Genomic DNA, 12,985 nt, shown 5'->3' with positions numbered 1-12,985 from the left:
CTGACAAGACTTCGGTTCGGGCCCTGACTGCATGGTCAGGGCCCGCACTCATACCCCCCAAACCTCCCCCCGGTATCCTGCGGCTGTCCCACCCATTCAGAGCCGAAGGGCAACCCCGTGAGTGCCATCCGCCCGGCAGCAGTCGTCGTTCTCGCAGCGGGTGAGGGCACCCGTATGAAGTCGGCCACGCCGAAGGTGCTGCATCAGATCTGCGGCCGTTCCCTGGTGGGCCATGTGCTGGCCGCCTCCCGCGAGTTGAAGCCCGAGAGCCTGGTCGTCGTCGTCGGCCACGCCCGTGAGCAGGTCACCGCGCACCTGACCGAGATCGACCCGTCCGTGCGCACGGCGGTGCAGGCGGAGCAGAACGGCACCGGGCACGCCGTGCGGATGGGCCTGGAGGAGCTGGGCGGCGCCGTCGAGGGGACCGTCGTGGTCGTGTGCGGGGACACGCCCCTGCTCACCGCCGACACCCTGCAGCAGCTCGCCGAGACGCACCACGCCGACGGCAACGCCGTGACCGTGCTGACCGCGGAGGTCCCGGACGCGACCGGATACGGCCGGATCGTGCGGGACGAGGAGACGGGGGCCGTGACGGCGATCGTCGAGCACAAGGACGCGACCGAGGCCCAGCGGGCGGTCCGGGAGATCAACAGCGGGGTGTTCGCGTTCGACGGGCGGCTGCTGGCGGACGCGCTGACGAAGGTGCGGAAGAACAACAGCCAGGGCGAGGAGTACCTCACCGACGTGCTGGGGATCCTGCGCGAGGCGGGGCACCGGGTGGGGGCCTCGGTGGCCGCCGATCACCGGGAGATCGCGGGGATCAACAACCGGGTGCAGCTGGCGGAGGCGCGCCGGATCCTGAACGACCGGCTGCTGACCCGGGCCATGCTGGACGGGGTCACGATCGTCGACCCGGCGACGACCTGGGTGGACGTGACGGTGACGTTCGGGCGGGACGCCGTCGTGCATCCGGGCACGCAGCTCACCGGTTCGACGCAGATCGGCGAGGGGGCCGAGGTCGGGCCGAACAGCCGGCTGAACGACACGAGGGTGGGCGCCGGAGCGCGGGTGGACAACACGGTGTCGGAGGGTGCGCGCATCGGCGCGGAGGCGTCCGTGGGGCCGTACGCGTATCTGCGGCCGGGGACGCGGCTCGGGGTGAGGGCGAAGATCGGTACGTACGTCGAGACGAAGAACTCCTCGATCGGCGAGGGGACGAAGGTTCCGCACCTGTCGTACGTGGGTGACGCGACGATCGGTGACTTCACGAACATCGGTGCGGCGAGTGTGTTCGTGAACTACGACGGTGAGAGCAAGCACCACACGACCGTCGGGTCGCACTGCAAGACGGGGTCGGACAACATGTTTGTGGCTCCTGTCACGGTCGGGGACGGTGCGTACACCGCCGCCGGGTCCGTGATCACGAAGGACGTGCCGCCCGGTTCGCTGGCCGTGGCCCGTGGTCAGCAGCGGAATATCGAGGGTTGGGTGGCTCGGAAGCGGCCGGGGAGCTCGGCGGCGAAGGCGGCCGAGGCGGCGTCCCGGCGGGGCGAGAGCGAGGACTGACCGGAAACGCGTGCGCCGAACACGGCGTACCGTGATAAGTGCACATCCGCACACGTGCACCCGCATCCCTACCAGCCGATTCGGCCTCTCGTGTCCTGACGGGAGGTCGTACGAGCGGTCGGCTGGCTGAGACAACCTCTGAGGAGACTGTGCTGTGACCGGGATCAAGACGACCGGCGAGAAGAAGATGATGTTCTTCTCCGGCCGCGCCCACCCCGAGCTTGCCGAGGAGGTCGCCCAGCAGCTGGGTGTCGGGGTCGTCCCCACGAAGTCCTTCGACTTCGCGAACGGCGAGATCTACGTCCGTTACCAGGAGTCGGCGCGTGGTGCGGACTGCTTCGTGATCCAGAGCCACACGGCTCCGATCAACCAGTGGATCATGGAGCAGCTGATCATGATCGACGCGCTGAAGCGTGCGTCGGCCCGCTCCATCACGGTGATCGTGCCGTTCTACGGTTACGCGCGGCAGGACAAGAAGCACCGGGGTCGTGAACCGATTTCGGCGCGTCTGATCGCGGATCTGATGAAGACGGCGGGTGCCGACCGGATTCTGACCGTGGATCTGCACACGGACCAGATCCAGGGCTTCTTCGACGGTCCGGTGGACCACCTGTTCGCGCTGCCGCTGCTGGCGGACTACGTGGGCGAGAAGGTGGACCGGAACAAGCTGACGGTGGTGTCCCCGGACGCGGGCCGGGTGCGGGTGGCGGACCGGTGGTGCGACCGGCTGGGTGCGCCGCTGGCGATCGTGCACAAGCGGCGTGACAAGGACGTGGCGAACCAGGTGACCGTCCACGAGGTCGTGGGTGAGGTCAAGGGCCGCGTGTGTGTGCTGGTGGACGACATGATCGACACCGGTGGCACGATCTGCGCGGCGGCGGACGCGCTGTTCGCGCACGGTGCGGAGGACGTCATCGTGACGGCGACGCACGGTGTGCTGTCGGGTCCGGCCGCGGACCGGCTGAAGAACTCGCGGGTGAGTGAGTTCGTGTTCACGAACACGCTGCCGACGCCGGCGGAGCTGGGCCGGGACCTGGACAAGATCACGGTGCTGTCGATCGCTCCGACGATCGCGAGTGCGGTGCGTGAGGTGTTCGAGGACGGTTCGGTGACCAGCCTCTTCGACGAGCAGTGAGGTTTCTGCAGCCCCGCCCCGCGAGGTAGCCGAAGATCCTTTTGAGTACGGCCTCCCCATCCGAGTAGACTGCTCCAGTTGCTCGGCGAGGGAGGCCGTACCCGTGTGTACGGCGATCCGTTATCGACGCGCTCTTCGTAGCAGGCCGTTCGTGGCCGGGTGACCACGTCCGTTCGCTTTCCTACGAGGAGTGATCCGCATGTCCGAGGTCAAGCTCACCGTCGAGACCCGCAGCGAGTTCGGCAAGGGTGCCGCCCGTCGCATCCGCCGTGACAACAAGGTTCCCGGTGTCCTGTACGGCCACGGCTCCGACCCGCTGCACCTGACCCTGCCGGGCCACGAGCTGCTGCTGGCGCTGCGTACGCCGAACGTCCTGATCTCCCTGGACATCGACGGCAAGACCAACGAGCTGGCGATCCCGAAGTCCGTGCAGCGCGACCCGATCAAGGGCTTCCTCGAGCACGTCGACCTGCTGCTGGTCAAGCGTGGCGAGAAGGTCACCGTCGAGGTTCCGGTGCACGCCGAGGGCGAGCTGGCCCCGGGTGGCAACCTGCTCGAGCACGTGCTGAACGCGCTGCCGGTCGAGGCCGAGGCCACGCACATCCCCGAGGCCGTCACGGTCTCCGTGGAGGGCCTGGAGGCCGGCGCCTCCGTCCACGCCAAGGACATCAAGCTTCCCGGTGGCGTGACCCTGGCCGTCGAGGAGGACGCCGTCGTCCTGCAGGTCCTGGCCGCGCAGGTCGAGGAGGCCGAGGGCGAGGAGGCCGCCGAGGGCGAAGAGGTCGCCGAGGCCTGATCCTCGCCGTCGTCATCATCGGTTCAGCCGCTGTCTCCCTCGCGGGAGGCGGCGGCTGGCGCGTATCAAGGAGACATGGACGTGACCACCCCTGCCAGCGGCCCCTGGCTGATCGTCGGGCTCGGTAATCCCGGGCCGGAGTACGCCATGAACCGGCACAACGTCGGCTTCATGGTGGCGGACCTGCTCGCGGAGCGGATCGGGGGGAAGTTCAAGCGGGCGGGCAAGGCGCAGGCGCAGGTGCTGGAGGGGCGGATCGGTCCGGTGGGGCCGGCGAACCGGCGGGTGGTCCTGGCCAAGCCGATGTCGTACATGAACCTGTCGGGCGGTCCGGTGAACGCGCTGCGGGACTTCTACAAGGTTCCGGTGGGGAACATCGTCGCGGTCCATGACGAGCTGGACATCGACTACGGCACGCTGCGGCTGAAGCTGGGCGGCGGTGACAACGGGCACAACGGCCTGAAGTCGATGACGAAGGCGATGGGTGCGGACTACCACCGGGTGCGGTTCGGGATCGGACGGCCGCCGGGGCGGATGCAGGTCGCGGACTTCGTGCTGAAGGACTTCGCGTCGGCGGAGCGCAAGGAGCTGGACTACTTCGTGGACCGTGCGGCGGACGCGGTGGAGTGTCTGGTGACCGAGGGGCTGGAGCGGGCGCAGAGCGCGTACAACGCGTAGGCGCGCCCGGGCGTCGTACAACTCCTGACTTGTCCGGCCTTGAGGTCCGGGCGAGTTGACCGGTCGTGGGGGTATGGCCAATGATCCCGGCCATGCCAGCCACCGCCAGCAGTACTCGCCAGGCGTCCGTGTCCGCGTTGCGGTTCGGGCGGGTCTCGGCGACGGGTGCGATCGCCGTGCTGATCCTTTTCGCCGGGGTGTGGGGTTCCTGGAAGACCGCGCAGCACGTGATGCTGACCAAGGGGCGTGAGCAGGGCACGGTCAGGGTGACGGCGTGCGCCGGGGATGTGTGCAGCGGGCCGTTCACGCCGTCGTCGGCGGGGGCGCGGGCCCGCGCGCGGGTGGAGATCGAGAAGTCGGTCGCGGTGCGGCGGGGGCAGACGTACGACGTCGTGCTGAAGCCGGACACCGGGGAGGCGCTGCGGTCCGGGCCGGCGGGGATCCTGTACGCCTGGGTGCCGCTGGGCGGGGCGCTGCTGCTGGCCTCGGTGGTGGTCGCGGGCGGGATGCGGCTGACGCGGGCGGCGTGGGTGCTGGGGCTGTCGGGCGTGGGGTTGCTGAGCCTGGCGTTCGCGCTCGTCCAGTGAGCCGCCGTCCGGTGAGCGCCGGCGCCGTGAGCGCTGGCGCCGTGAGCCGATGCGGACATGGGGGTGCCCCCGGGATCGTACGGCCCCGGGGGCACCTTTGTGCCGGCTGTCGGCCCGGAAGGGTCAGCCGGTGTTGCGCAGGCCGGCTGCCACGCCGTTGACGGTGAGGAGCAGGGCGCGGGAGAGCAGCGGGTCGGGGTCGTCTCCGGCGGCGGCCGCCTCGCGCTGGCGCTTGAGCAGGGTGACCTGGAGGTAGGAGATCGGGTCCAGGTAGGCGTCGCGGATGGTGAAGGTCTGCCTCAGGTCGGGCTGGGCGTCGAGGAGTTCGCTCTCGCCGGTGATGCGCAGGACCTCGCGGACGGTCAGTTCGTGCTCGGCCCTGATGGTGTCGAACACGTGCTTGAGTTCGTCGGGGACGAGGGTGTCGACGTAGTGCTGGGCGATCCGCAGGTCGGTCTTGGCGAGGGTCATCTCGACGTTGGAGATGAAGTTGCGGAAGAAGTGCCACTGTTCGTGCATCTCGCCGAGCACGGTGTCCAGACCGGTCTCCCGCAGCGCCTTGAGGCCGGAGCCGACGCCGAACCAGCCGGGCACGATCTGCCGGGACTGGGTCCAGCCGAACACCCACGGGATGGCGCGCAGACCGTCGAGCGAGACGCCCGAGCCGGGGCGGCGGGAGGGCCGCGAGCCCAGGTGCAGCTCGGCGAGCTGGTCGACGGGCGTGGAAGCGAGGAAGTACGTCGGCAGGTCGGGGTCCTCGACCAGGCGGCGGTAGGCGGCGTGGGCGGCGTCGGAGACCACGTCCATCGCCGCGTCCCAGCGGGCGAGGGCCTCGTCGGACTGGCGGGGGGCGGTGTGCAGGGCGGAGGCCTGGAGGGTGGCCGCGACGGTCAGTTCCAGGTTCTCCCGGGCGAGCGACGGGATGAGGTACTTGTCGGAGATGACCTCGCCCTGTTCGGTCACCTTGATCTCGCCCTCGAGGGTGCCCCAGGGCTGGGCGAGGATGGCGTCGTGGGAGGGGCCGCCGCCGCGGCCGACGGTGCCGCCGCGGCCGTGGAAGAGGCGCAGGCGGACGCCGTAGCGGTGGGCGACGTCGCGCAGGCGACGCTGGGCGCGGTGGATCTCCCACTGGCTGGTGGTGATGCCGCCGAACTTGGAGGAGTCGGAGTAGCCGAGCATGACCTCCTGGACGTCGCCGCGCAGCGCGACCAGGCGCCGGTAGGACGGGTCGGAGAGCATGTCCTCGAGGATGGTGTCGGCGGCGCGCAGCTCGTCGGTGGTCTCCAGGAGGGGGACGATGCCGATCCTCGCCCAGCCGGCGTGCAGGTCGAGGAGGCCGGCCTCGCGGGCGAGGACGGCGGCGGCGAAGACGTCGTCGGCGCCCTGGCACATGGAGATGATGTAGGACTCGATGACCTCGGGGCCGAAGACCTCCAGGGCGCGCTTGACGGTCTCGAAGACGCCGAGGGTCTTGGCGCCGGCCGCGTCGACGGGGGCCGGGATGGGGGCGAGCGGCCTGCGGGAGCGCAGTTCCTTGGCGAGGAGCTTGGTGCGGTACTCGCGGGGCATGTCGGCGTAGCGCCAGGACTCCTCGCCGAGGCGGTCGAAGAGCTGTCCGAGGGCGTGGTGGTGGGCGTCGGCGTGTTCGCGGACGTCCATGGTGGCGAGCTGGAGGCCGAAGGCGGCCAGGGTGCGGATGGTGCGGGAGAGGCGTCCGTCGGCGAAGAGACCGCCGCGGTGCTCGCGCAGCGAGGTCTGGATGAGCCTGAGGTCGTCCAGGAGTTCGCCCGTGCCGAGGTAGTCGCGGCCGGGCTCGTGCGAGGTGCCCTTGGCGAGGCGCTGCTTGGTGTTCTCCAGCTTCTGCCGGATGCAGGTGGCCTTGAGGCGGTAGGGCTCCTCGGCGTTGAGGCGCTTGTAGCGGGGGCTGATCTCGGGCAGCCGGTCGAGGTCGGCCCCGAGGGACTCCAGTAGTGCCTCGGTGGCGCCGGCGTAGCGGATGGAGTTGGAGAGCAGTCCGCGCAGCTCGTCGATCATCTCCAGGGCGTCGTTGATGCCGTGTTCGTGCTGGAGGATGAGGATGTCCCAGGTGACCTGGGGGGTGACGTTGGGGTTGCCGTCGCGGTCGCCGCCGATCCAGGTGCCGAAGGTGAGGGGGCGGGTGTCGTCGGGCAGCTTGACGCCGACGCGCTCGAGTTCGGCGGTCAGGTCCTCCAGGACGTCGCCGACGGCCTCGGCGTGGAGTTCGTCGAGGTAGTAGATGGCGTTGCGGGCCTCGTCGGCCGGTTCGGGCCGTACGACGCGCAGTTCGTCGGTCTGCCACACGAGGTCGATGTTCTCGGCGAGGCGGACGTCGTGGCGGCGGCGGTCGGAGTCGAGGACGGGGGTGTCCAGGAGCGCGGCGATGCGCCGGAGCTTGTTGAGGACGGACCGGCGTGCGGCCTCGGTGGGGTGCGCGGTGAAGACCGGGCGGACGTTGAGGTTCTGGACGCTGTCCCTGAGGTGCTCGGGGTCGGCGTCCTTGAGGCGGTCGGCCGTGCGGGCGAGGAGGCCGCCCTCGGCTGCGCGCCGGGCGCGCAGCTCGCGGCCCCGGTGCACCTGCTCGGTGACGTTGGCCAGGTGGAAGTAGGTGGAGAAGGCGCGTACCAGCTTGGCGGCGGTCTCCAGTTCGGTGCCGCGCAGCAGTTCGGCGGCGGCGTCGCCGTCCTCGCGGGTGAGGCGGCGGACCTTTTCGACCAGGTCGAGGAGCTCGGGGCCCTCCTGCCGGACGAGGGTCTCGCCCAGGAGGTCACCCAGGCGGCGGATGTCGGCGCGCAGCTCGCTGCTGGTCGTGGTGGTCTGGTCGTCGGCACTGCTCACAGGTGCGGCTCCTTGCAGTGTTGAAGCTCGTCTGGGAGGGAACCCGTCCGTCCGCCACGCGGCGGGGGCCGCATACGGGCCGGAGCGTCCGGGAAGGAAACTTCAGCGGACCGCGCTGTCCGACCGACTCCAAGGATAGGTGTCCATGCGGACGCGCAGGCTCTGGGGCTCTTGCCGCCGCGCGACACGCTGCCATACTTACGACGCCGTAGGTTACGGAACCGTAGGGAACTACCGTCGAGTCCCGTCGGTCCCGGCGGCCCGGCACCTGCCTCGACCCTCGACCCCACAGGGGACGCGCATGACCTCAAGTTCCGATGTGATCGCAGAATCCGTCAAGGCCACCGACACTTCCGCATCCTCCGCGACGCTGGGCGGTGAGCGGAAGGGTTCGGTCGAGCAGATCACGCTGCTGCTCTTCATCGTCGTGCCGTTCCTGGCTCTGGTGGCGGCGGTGCCGCTGGCCTGGGGCTGGGGGGTCAGCTGGCTCGACATGGGCCTGCTGGTGTTCTTCTACTTCCTCGGCTGCCACGGCATCACGATCGGCTTCCACCGGTACTTCACCCATGGTTCGTTCAAGGCGAAGCGGCCCCTGCGGATCGCGCTGGCGGTCATGGGCTCGCTGGCGGTCGAGGGGCCCCTGGTGCGCTGGGTGGCCGATCATCGTAAGCACCACAAGTTCTCCGACGCGGAGGGCGATCCGCACTCGCCGTGGCGGTTCGGCGAGACGGTTCCGGCGCTGATGAAGGGCCTGTGGTGGGCGCACATCGGCTGGATGTTCGACGAGGAGCAGACCCCGCAGGACAAGTACGCGCCGGATCTGATCAAGGACCCGGCGATCCGTGCGGTCTCCCGGCAGTTCGTGCTGTGGACGGCGGTGTCGCTGGCGCTGCCGCCGCTGATCGGTGGTCTGGTGACGATGTCCTGGTGGGGCGCGGTGACCGCGTTCTTCTGGGGTTCACTCGTCCGGGTGGCGCTGCTGCACCATGTGACCTGGTCGATCAACTCGATCTGTCACGCGGTGGGCAAGCGGCCGTTCAAGTCGCGGGACCGTTCGGGCAACGTGTGGTGGCTGGCGGTCCTGTCCTGCGGTGAGTCCTGGCACAACCTGCACCACGCCGACCCGACGTCGGCGCGGCACGGGGTGATGCGCGGCCAGATCGACTCCTCGGCGCGGTTCATCCGCATCTTCGAGCTCCTCGGCTGGGCGTACGACGTGCGCTGGCCGTCACGCTCGCGTATCGATTCGCGCCGGAACACCGGGGAAGGCGGCTCCGGGAGCCGGAAGGAGGCCGCCGAGGCGGCATGATTGACGCCGTGGCGACCGATTCCAGCAGCAATCCCGGAAATGACAAGCAGCGGCGGACTCGCCGGACCCGTATGACCGGTGCGGAGCGCCGCCAGCAGCTGCTGGAGATCGGTCGGACTCTCTTCGCGGCGAAGGGTTTCGAGGGCACGTCGGTGGAGGAGATCGCGGCGAAGGCCGGGGTCTCCAAGCCGGTGGTGTACGAGCACTTCGGCGGCAAGGAAGGCCTGTACGCGGTGGTGGTCGACCGTGAGATGCGGCGGCTGCTGGACATGGTGACCGGCTCGCTGACGGCCGGCCATCCCCGTGAACTGTGCGAGCAGGCCGCGTTCGCGCTGCTGGACTACATCGAGGAGTACACGGACGGTTTCCGCATCCTGGTCCGTGACTCCCCCATCCCGCAGTCCACGGGTTCCTTCGCCTCGCTGATCTCCGACATCGCGACCCAGGTGGAGGACATCCTGGGCCGTGAGTTCAAGTCCCGGGGCTTCGACCCGAAGCTGGCTCCGCTGTACGCCCAGGCGCTGGTCGGCATGGTCGCCCTGACCGGCCAGTGGTGGCTGGACGTCCGCCGTCCGAAGAAGGCCGAGGTGGCGGCCCATCTGGTGAATCTGGCCTGGCACGGCCTGGACGGCCTGGAGCAGAAGCCCCGCCTGATAGGACACCGCAAGGCCTAGCCCCCGGCGGCGGGAGCGGGAGCCGACGCCGAGCCGGTGAAGGTGGCCCGGGAGCCCTTGGGGGGCCTGGGTGCCGGTGGACCGGGGCGGCTGGAGCAGGCTGGGCCGGGCGCTCTGCCCGCTGATCGCGCCGGCCGTCACGCTGGTGTTCGTCCGGTGGACGCTGATCGGCTGTCGGGGCTGAGGAACTCCAGGCGGTTGCCGACCGGGTCCCGAGAGGAGAAGCGCAGCCGGCCGGGGAGGTTGTCGTCCCAGGTCACGGGCGCGCCGAGGGCGGTGAGCCGGGCCGCGTACGCCTCGATGTCCTGCACGACGAGCCCCGGGTGGGCCTTCTTCGCGGGGTGGAAGTCCTGCTCGACGCCCAGGTGGAGCCGGACGGAGCCCGCCTCGAACCAGCAGCCGCCGCGGGCCGCGAGCACGGGTGGCTTCGGGATCTCCGTCATGCCGAGGACGCCGGCGTAGTACGACCGCAGCGCGTCCTCGGCTCCGGGCGGGGCCGCGAGCTGCACGTGGTCGACGGCGACCAGCACGCTCAGGCCTCCTTGACGGCCACGGCGAACAGCCGGCGGAAGGGCATCACGGTGCCGTAGCCGGCCGTCGGGTAGGCCTCCCGCAGCAGGTCCCGGTACTCGGTGAGGAAGGCGTCGCGCGCCTCGGGGTCGTCGGCGAGCGCGGTCAGGGCGGGCCGCAGACCGGTCCCCTTCACCCAGTCCAGGACCGGGTCCTCGCCGTCGAGGACGTGGAAGTACGTGGTCTGCCAGACGTCGGCGGCGCAGCCGAGGCGGGCGAGGCGGTCCAGGTAGGCGCCCGGGGTGTGCACGGAGTCGGTGCGGCGCAGGAGGTCGGCGAGGCGGGACTTCCAGCGGGGGGTGGCTGCCAGTTCGCGCATGAGGGCGTGCAGCGGGGCGTCGATGTTGTCCGGGATCTGGAAGGCGAGGGTGCCGCCCGGTGCGAGGGCGGCGATCCAGTCGGCGAAGCGGTCGATGTGGCCGGGCACCCACTGGAGGGTGGCGTTGCTGACGATCAGGTCGTGCGGCTCCCCGGGGGTCCAGGTGCGGGCGTCGGCGTGGGCGAAGTCCAGTCGGCCGCCGCCCTTCGTCGGGCCCTCGTGGTCGACGTGGGCCTTGTCGAGCATCTCGGGCGAGTTGTCGTAGCCGGTGATGTGCGCGGTGGGCCAGCGTGCGGCGAGCAGGACGGTGACGTTGCCCGGTCCGCAGCCGAGGTCGGCGATGCGGGGGCGGGCGTCGCCCGCGGGCAGGTCGGGAATCCGTGCGAGCAGGTCGGTGAAGGGGCGGGCGCGGTGGCCTGCGTGGCGGAGGTACTGGGCGGGGTCCCATGCGGTGTTCGTCATGTCCTCCACTTTCCCCAACCAAGTCTCTTGATGTCAAGAGACTCGACATCAAGAGACTTCACGTCGACACAACCACTACACTGATCTCCATGGAGGACGAGGTCGATCGGCTGGTCGCAGCGTGGCGCCGGGAGCGTCCGGACCTCGATGTGGAGCCGCTGGAAGTGCTCAGCCGGGTGAGCCGGCTCGCCCGGCACCTGGACCGCGCGCGCCGGCTCGCGTTCGCCGAGCACCAGCTGGAGCCGTGGGAGTTCGACGTGCTGACCGCGCTCCGGCGCGCGGGCACGCCGTACCAGCTCTCCCCCGGGCAGCTGCTGACGCAGACCCTCGTCACCTCGGGCACGATGACCAACCGGATCGACCGGCTCGCCAAGAAGGGCCTGGTGGAGCGGCTGCCCGACCCGAGCGACCGGCGGGGTGTGCTGGTCCGGCTGACCGAGACCGGCCGGGACCGCGCCGACCAGGCGCTCGCGGGCCTGCTGGAGCAGGAGCGGGCGATCCTCGGCGAGCTGTCCCGCGCGCAGCGCGCGGAACTCGCCGGGCTGCTACGCCAGTTGACCGCCCCGTTCGACAACATCCCCGGTTAGGTCGACCGGGCCCACCCCGGCCCGCCGGGCGAGCGCGACGGCGGCCAGGGTGGAGTGGACGCCGAGCTTGCCCAGGACGTTCTGCATATGGGTGCGGACGGTGTGCGGGGAGAGGTACAGCCGTTCGGCGACGGCCTTGCGGCCGAGGCCCGCGACCATGCACCTGAGCACCTCGCGCTCCCTCGGCGTGAGGGACTCGACCAGCCGCTCGCTCTCGGTGCGGTGCTTGCGGGCGGCCGTCAGCTCCTTGAGGACGCCGGTGAGCAGGGCGGGCGGCAGATGCGTCTCGTCGCGCAGCACGCCTCGTACGACGGTCAGCAGGCGGGACAGGGAGCAGTCCTTGGCGACCCAGCCGGAGGCGCCGGCGCCCAGCGCCAGGGCGGCGCGGCGCGGGTCGTCCTTCTCGGCGAGGACGACGGTCCGTACGGCGGGCTGCGCGGACCGGACGCCCGCGACCAGCGAGATCCCGTCGACCAGGCCGTCCTCGTCGCCGTCCTGCACGGGCACGGCCGGGCGCACGCCGGGCAGGCCGCCGCCCAGGTCGGCGTCGACGAGGAGGACGTCGTAGCGGCGGCCCTCGGCGGCCGCCCGCTCCAGGCAGCGCAGCGCGGCGGGGCCGCTGCCGGCCGCGAAGACGTCGACGTCGGGCTCGGCGGCCAGTGCGGCGGCGAGCGACTCGGCGAAGATGCGGTGGTCGTCCACGACCAGGACTCGGATACGAACCACGAAACCCCCTTCCCCAGGCTCCGCGTGGAGCAGGGGATCTGCGCGGGTGATCTGCGCGGGGACGACACCCGCGGAAAGGTCACCCCTCCGCACGGCCGCCGCCGTCGCGGAAACTGCTACCCCCACCGCGAGCGCCGAACCCGCCTGTCTCGCCCCCTGATCGGCACCGGCCCCCACCGGTGCTGTTCCTCAGAGTACGGATGGGAGCCGACAGCGGAAGCCGATTTGCAGAACTGGCCGTCTGGCGCGTTTATGGTGTGCCGCATGTTTCGTATTGAGGCGGAAGTCGACAAAGGGCGACGTGATCTGCTCCACTCGCGGCTTCGGGCCACCAACACAGCGGCCTCCCCTGTGCTCGCGGCCCTGCGCGGCACGCCCGGCGAACGCGAGGTCCCGCTGCACGTCTGGGCCATGGACGCCTCGGGCGGCCTGGCGGGCGGCCTGGTCGGCCACACCTGGACCACCTGGCTGCACGTCACCTACCTGTGGGTCGACGCCCGTCACCGCGGCACGGGCCTCGGCTCCCGGCTCCTCGGCGAGGCCGAGCGCATCGCCGCCACCGACCGCGCCTGCACCGCCGCCCGGCTGGAGACCTGGGACTTCCAGGCCCCGGACTTCTACCGCAAGCAGGGCTACGAGGTGGTGTCGGTGATCCCCGACTATCCGCCGGGCATCACCGAGTACACACTCACCAAGCGCCTGCCCTGACGGGGGTCACCC

The 12,985-nt window shown here is 70.6% G+C and carries 13 protein-coding genes; 9 read left to right on the top strand and 4 right to left on the bottom strand.

Annotated elements, in window-relative coordinates:
- The first annotated feature begins 117 nt into the window (after positions 1–117).
- The 5 genes from glmU (at position 118) to ACZ7FF_RS25585 (ending at position 4,762) form a co-directional block, all read left to right on the top strand.
- A complete protein-coding gene (gene glmU / locus ACZ7FF_RS25605; RefSeq protein WP_470814607.1) occupies positions 118–1,566 on the top strand; it encodes a bifunctional UDP-N-acetylglucosamine diphosphorylase/glucosamine-1-phosphate N-acetyltransferase GlmU in 1,449 nt (482 codons plus the stop codon).
- Between the two features lie 154 nt (positions 1,567–1,720).
- Positions 1,721–2,701 carry a ribose-phosphate diphosphokinase gene (locus ACZ7FF_RS25600; protein ID WP_470814606.1) on the top strand — a complete coding sequence of 327 codons (981 nt, stop codon included), beginning with the start codon at positions 1,721–1,723 and terminating at the stop codon, positions 2,699–2,701.
- Positions 2,702–2,900: 199 nt separating this feature from the next.
- The gene (locus ACZ7FF_RS25595; protein WP_470814605.1) at positions 2,901–3,497 is read left to right on the top strand and encodes a 50S ribosomal protein L25/general stress protein Ctc; all 597 of its coding nucleotides are present in this window, start codon (positions 2,901–2,903) and stop codon (positions 3,495–3,497) included.
- Positions 3,498–3,572: 75 nt separating this feature from the next.
- The gene (gene pth / locus ACZ7FF_RS25590) at positions 3,573–4,175 is read left to right on the top strand and encodes an aminoacyl-tRNA hydrolase (RefSeq protein WP_470814604.1); all 603 of its coding nucleotides are present in this window, start codon (positions 3,573–3,575) and stop codon (positions 4,173–4,175) included.
- An 80-nt stretch (positions 4,176–4,255) separates the two neighbouring features.
- Entirely contained in the window at positions 4,256–4,762 is a 507-nt protein-coding gene (locus tag ACZ7FF_RS25585) for a hypothetical protein (RefSeq protein WP_470814603.1), read from the top strand.
- A 123-nt stretch (positions 4,763–4,885) separates the two neighbouring features.
- Here the strand turns inward: ACZ7FF_RS25585 and ppc are convergent, their stop codons facing one another.
- On the bottom strand, positions 4,886–7,618 hold the full coding sequence (ppc, locus tag ACZ7FF_RS25580; RefSeq protein ID WP_470814602.1) for a phosphoenolpyruvate carboxylase: 2,733 nt from the start codon (positions 7,616–7,618) through the stop codon (positions 4,886–4,888).
- 301 nt (positions 7,619–7,919) lie between these two features.
- On the opposite strand from ppc, the gene ACZ7FF_RS25575 reads away from it, so the two are divergent.
- Positions 7,920–8,927 (top strand): acyl-CoA desaturase, encoded by a 1,008-nt coding sequence (locus tag ACZ7FF_RS25575; protein ID WP_470814601.1) that lies wholly within the window; start codon positions 7,920–7,922, stop codon positions 8,925–8,927.
- Positions 8,924–9,601, top strand: a complete 678-nt coding sequence (locus ACZ7FF_RS25570) for a TetR family transcriptional regulator (RefSeq protein ID WP_470814600.1) — start codon at positions 8,924–8,926, stop codon at positions 9,599–9,601. The genes ACZ7FF_RS25575 and ACZ7FF_RS25570 overlap by 4 nt, the downstream gene beginning before the upstream one ends.
- A gap of 137 nt (positions 9,602–9,738) precedes the next feature.
- Here the strand turns inward: ACZ7FF_RS25570 and ACZ7FF_RS25565 are convergent, their stop codons facing one another.
- Positions 9,739–10,131: a VOC family protein gene (locus ACZ7FF_RS25565; RefSeq protein ID WP_470814599.1), complete on the bottom strand. Its 393-nt coding sequence runs from the start codon at positions 10,129–10,131 to the stop codon at positions 9,739–9,741.
- Positions 10,132–10,133: 2 nt separating this feature from the next.
- Positions 10,134–10,952, bottom strand: a complete 819-nt coding sequence (locus ACZ7FF_RS25560; protein WP_470814598.1) for a trans-aconitate 2-methyltransferase — start codon at positions 10,950–10,952, stop codon at positions 10,134–10,136.
- Positions 10,953–11,041: 89 nt separating this feature from the next.
- On the opposite strand from ACZ7FF_RS25560, the gene tamR reads away from it, so the two are divergent.
- Entirely contained in the window at positions 11,042–11,539 is a 498-nt protein-coding gene (tamR, locus tag ACZ7FF_RS25555) for a MarR family transcriptional regulator TamR (protein ID WP_470814597.1), read from the top strand.
- On the opposite strand, the gene ACZ7FF_RS25550 is transcribed toward tamR, so the two are convergent.
- Complete coding sequence (locus tag ACZ7FF_RS25550; protein WP_470814596.1) at positions 11,498–12,265, bottom strand: response regulator transcription factor; 768 nt, start codon at positions 12,263–12,265, stop codon at positions 11,498–11,500. The genes tamR and ACZ7FF_RS25550 overlap by 42 nt on opposite strands.
- A 252-nt stretch (positions 12,266–12,517) precedes the next feature.
- Between ACZ7FF_RS25550 and ACZ7FF_RS25545 the strand changes: the two genes are divergently transcribed.
- Positions 12,518–12,973 carry a GNAT family N-acetyltransferase gene (locus tag ACZ7FF_RS25545; protein ID WP_470814595.1) on the top strand — a complete coding sequence of 152 codons (456 nt, stop codon included), beginning with the start codon at positions 12,518–12,520 and terminating at the stop codon, positions 12,971–12,973.
- Positions 12,974–12,985 lie beyond the last annotated feature (12 nt).

The organism is Streptomyces sp. NPDC037126, from assembly GCF_055605965.1.
Note: the sequence above shows the minus strand (reverse complement) of the source record. Positions and strands in the feature narration are given on the sequence as shown.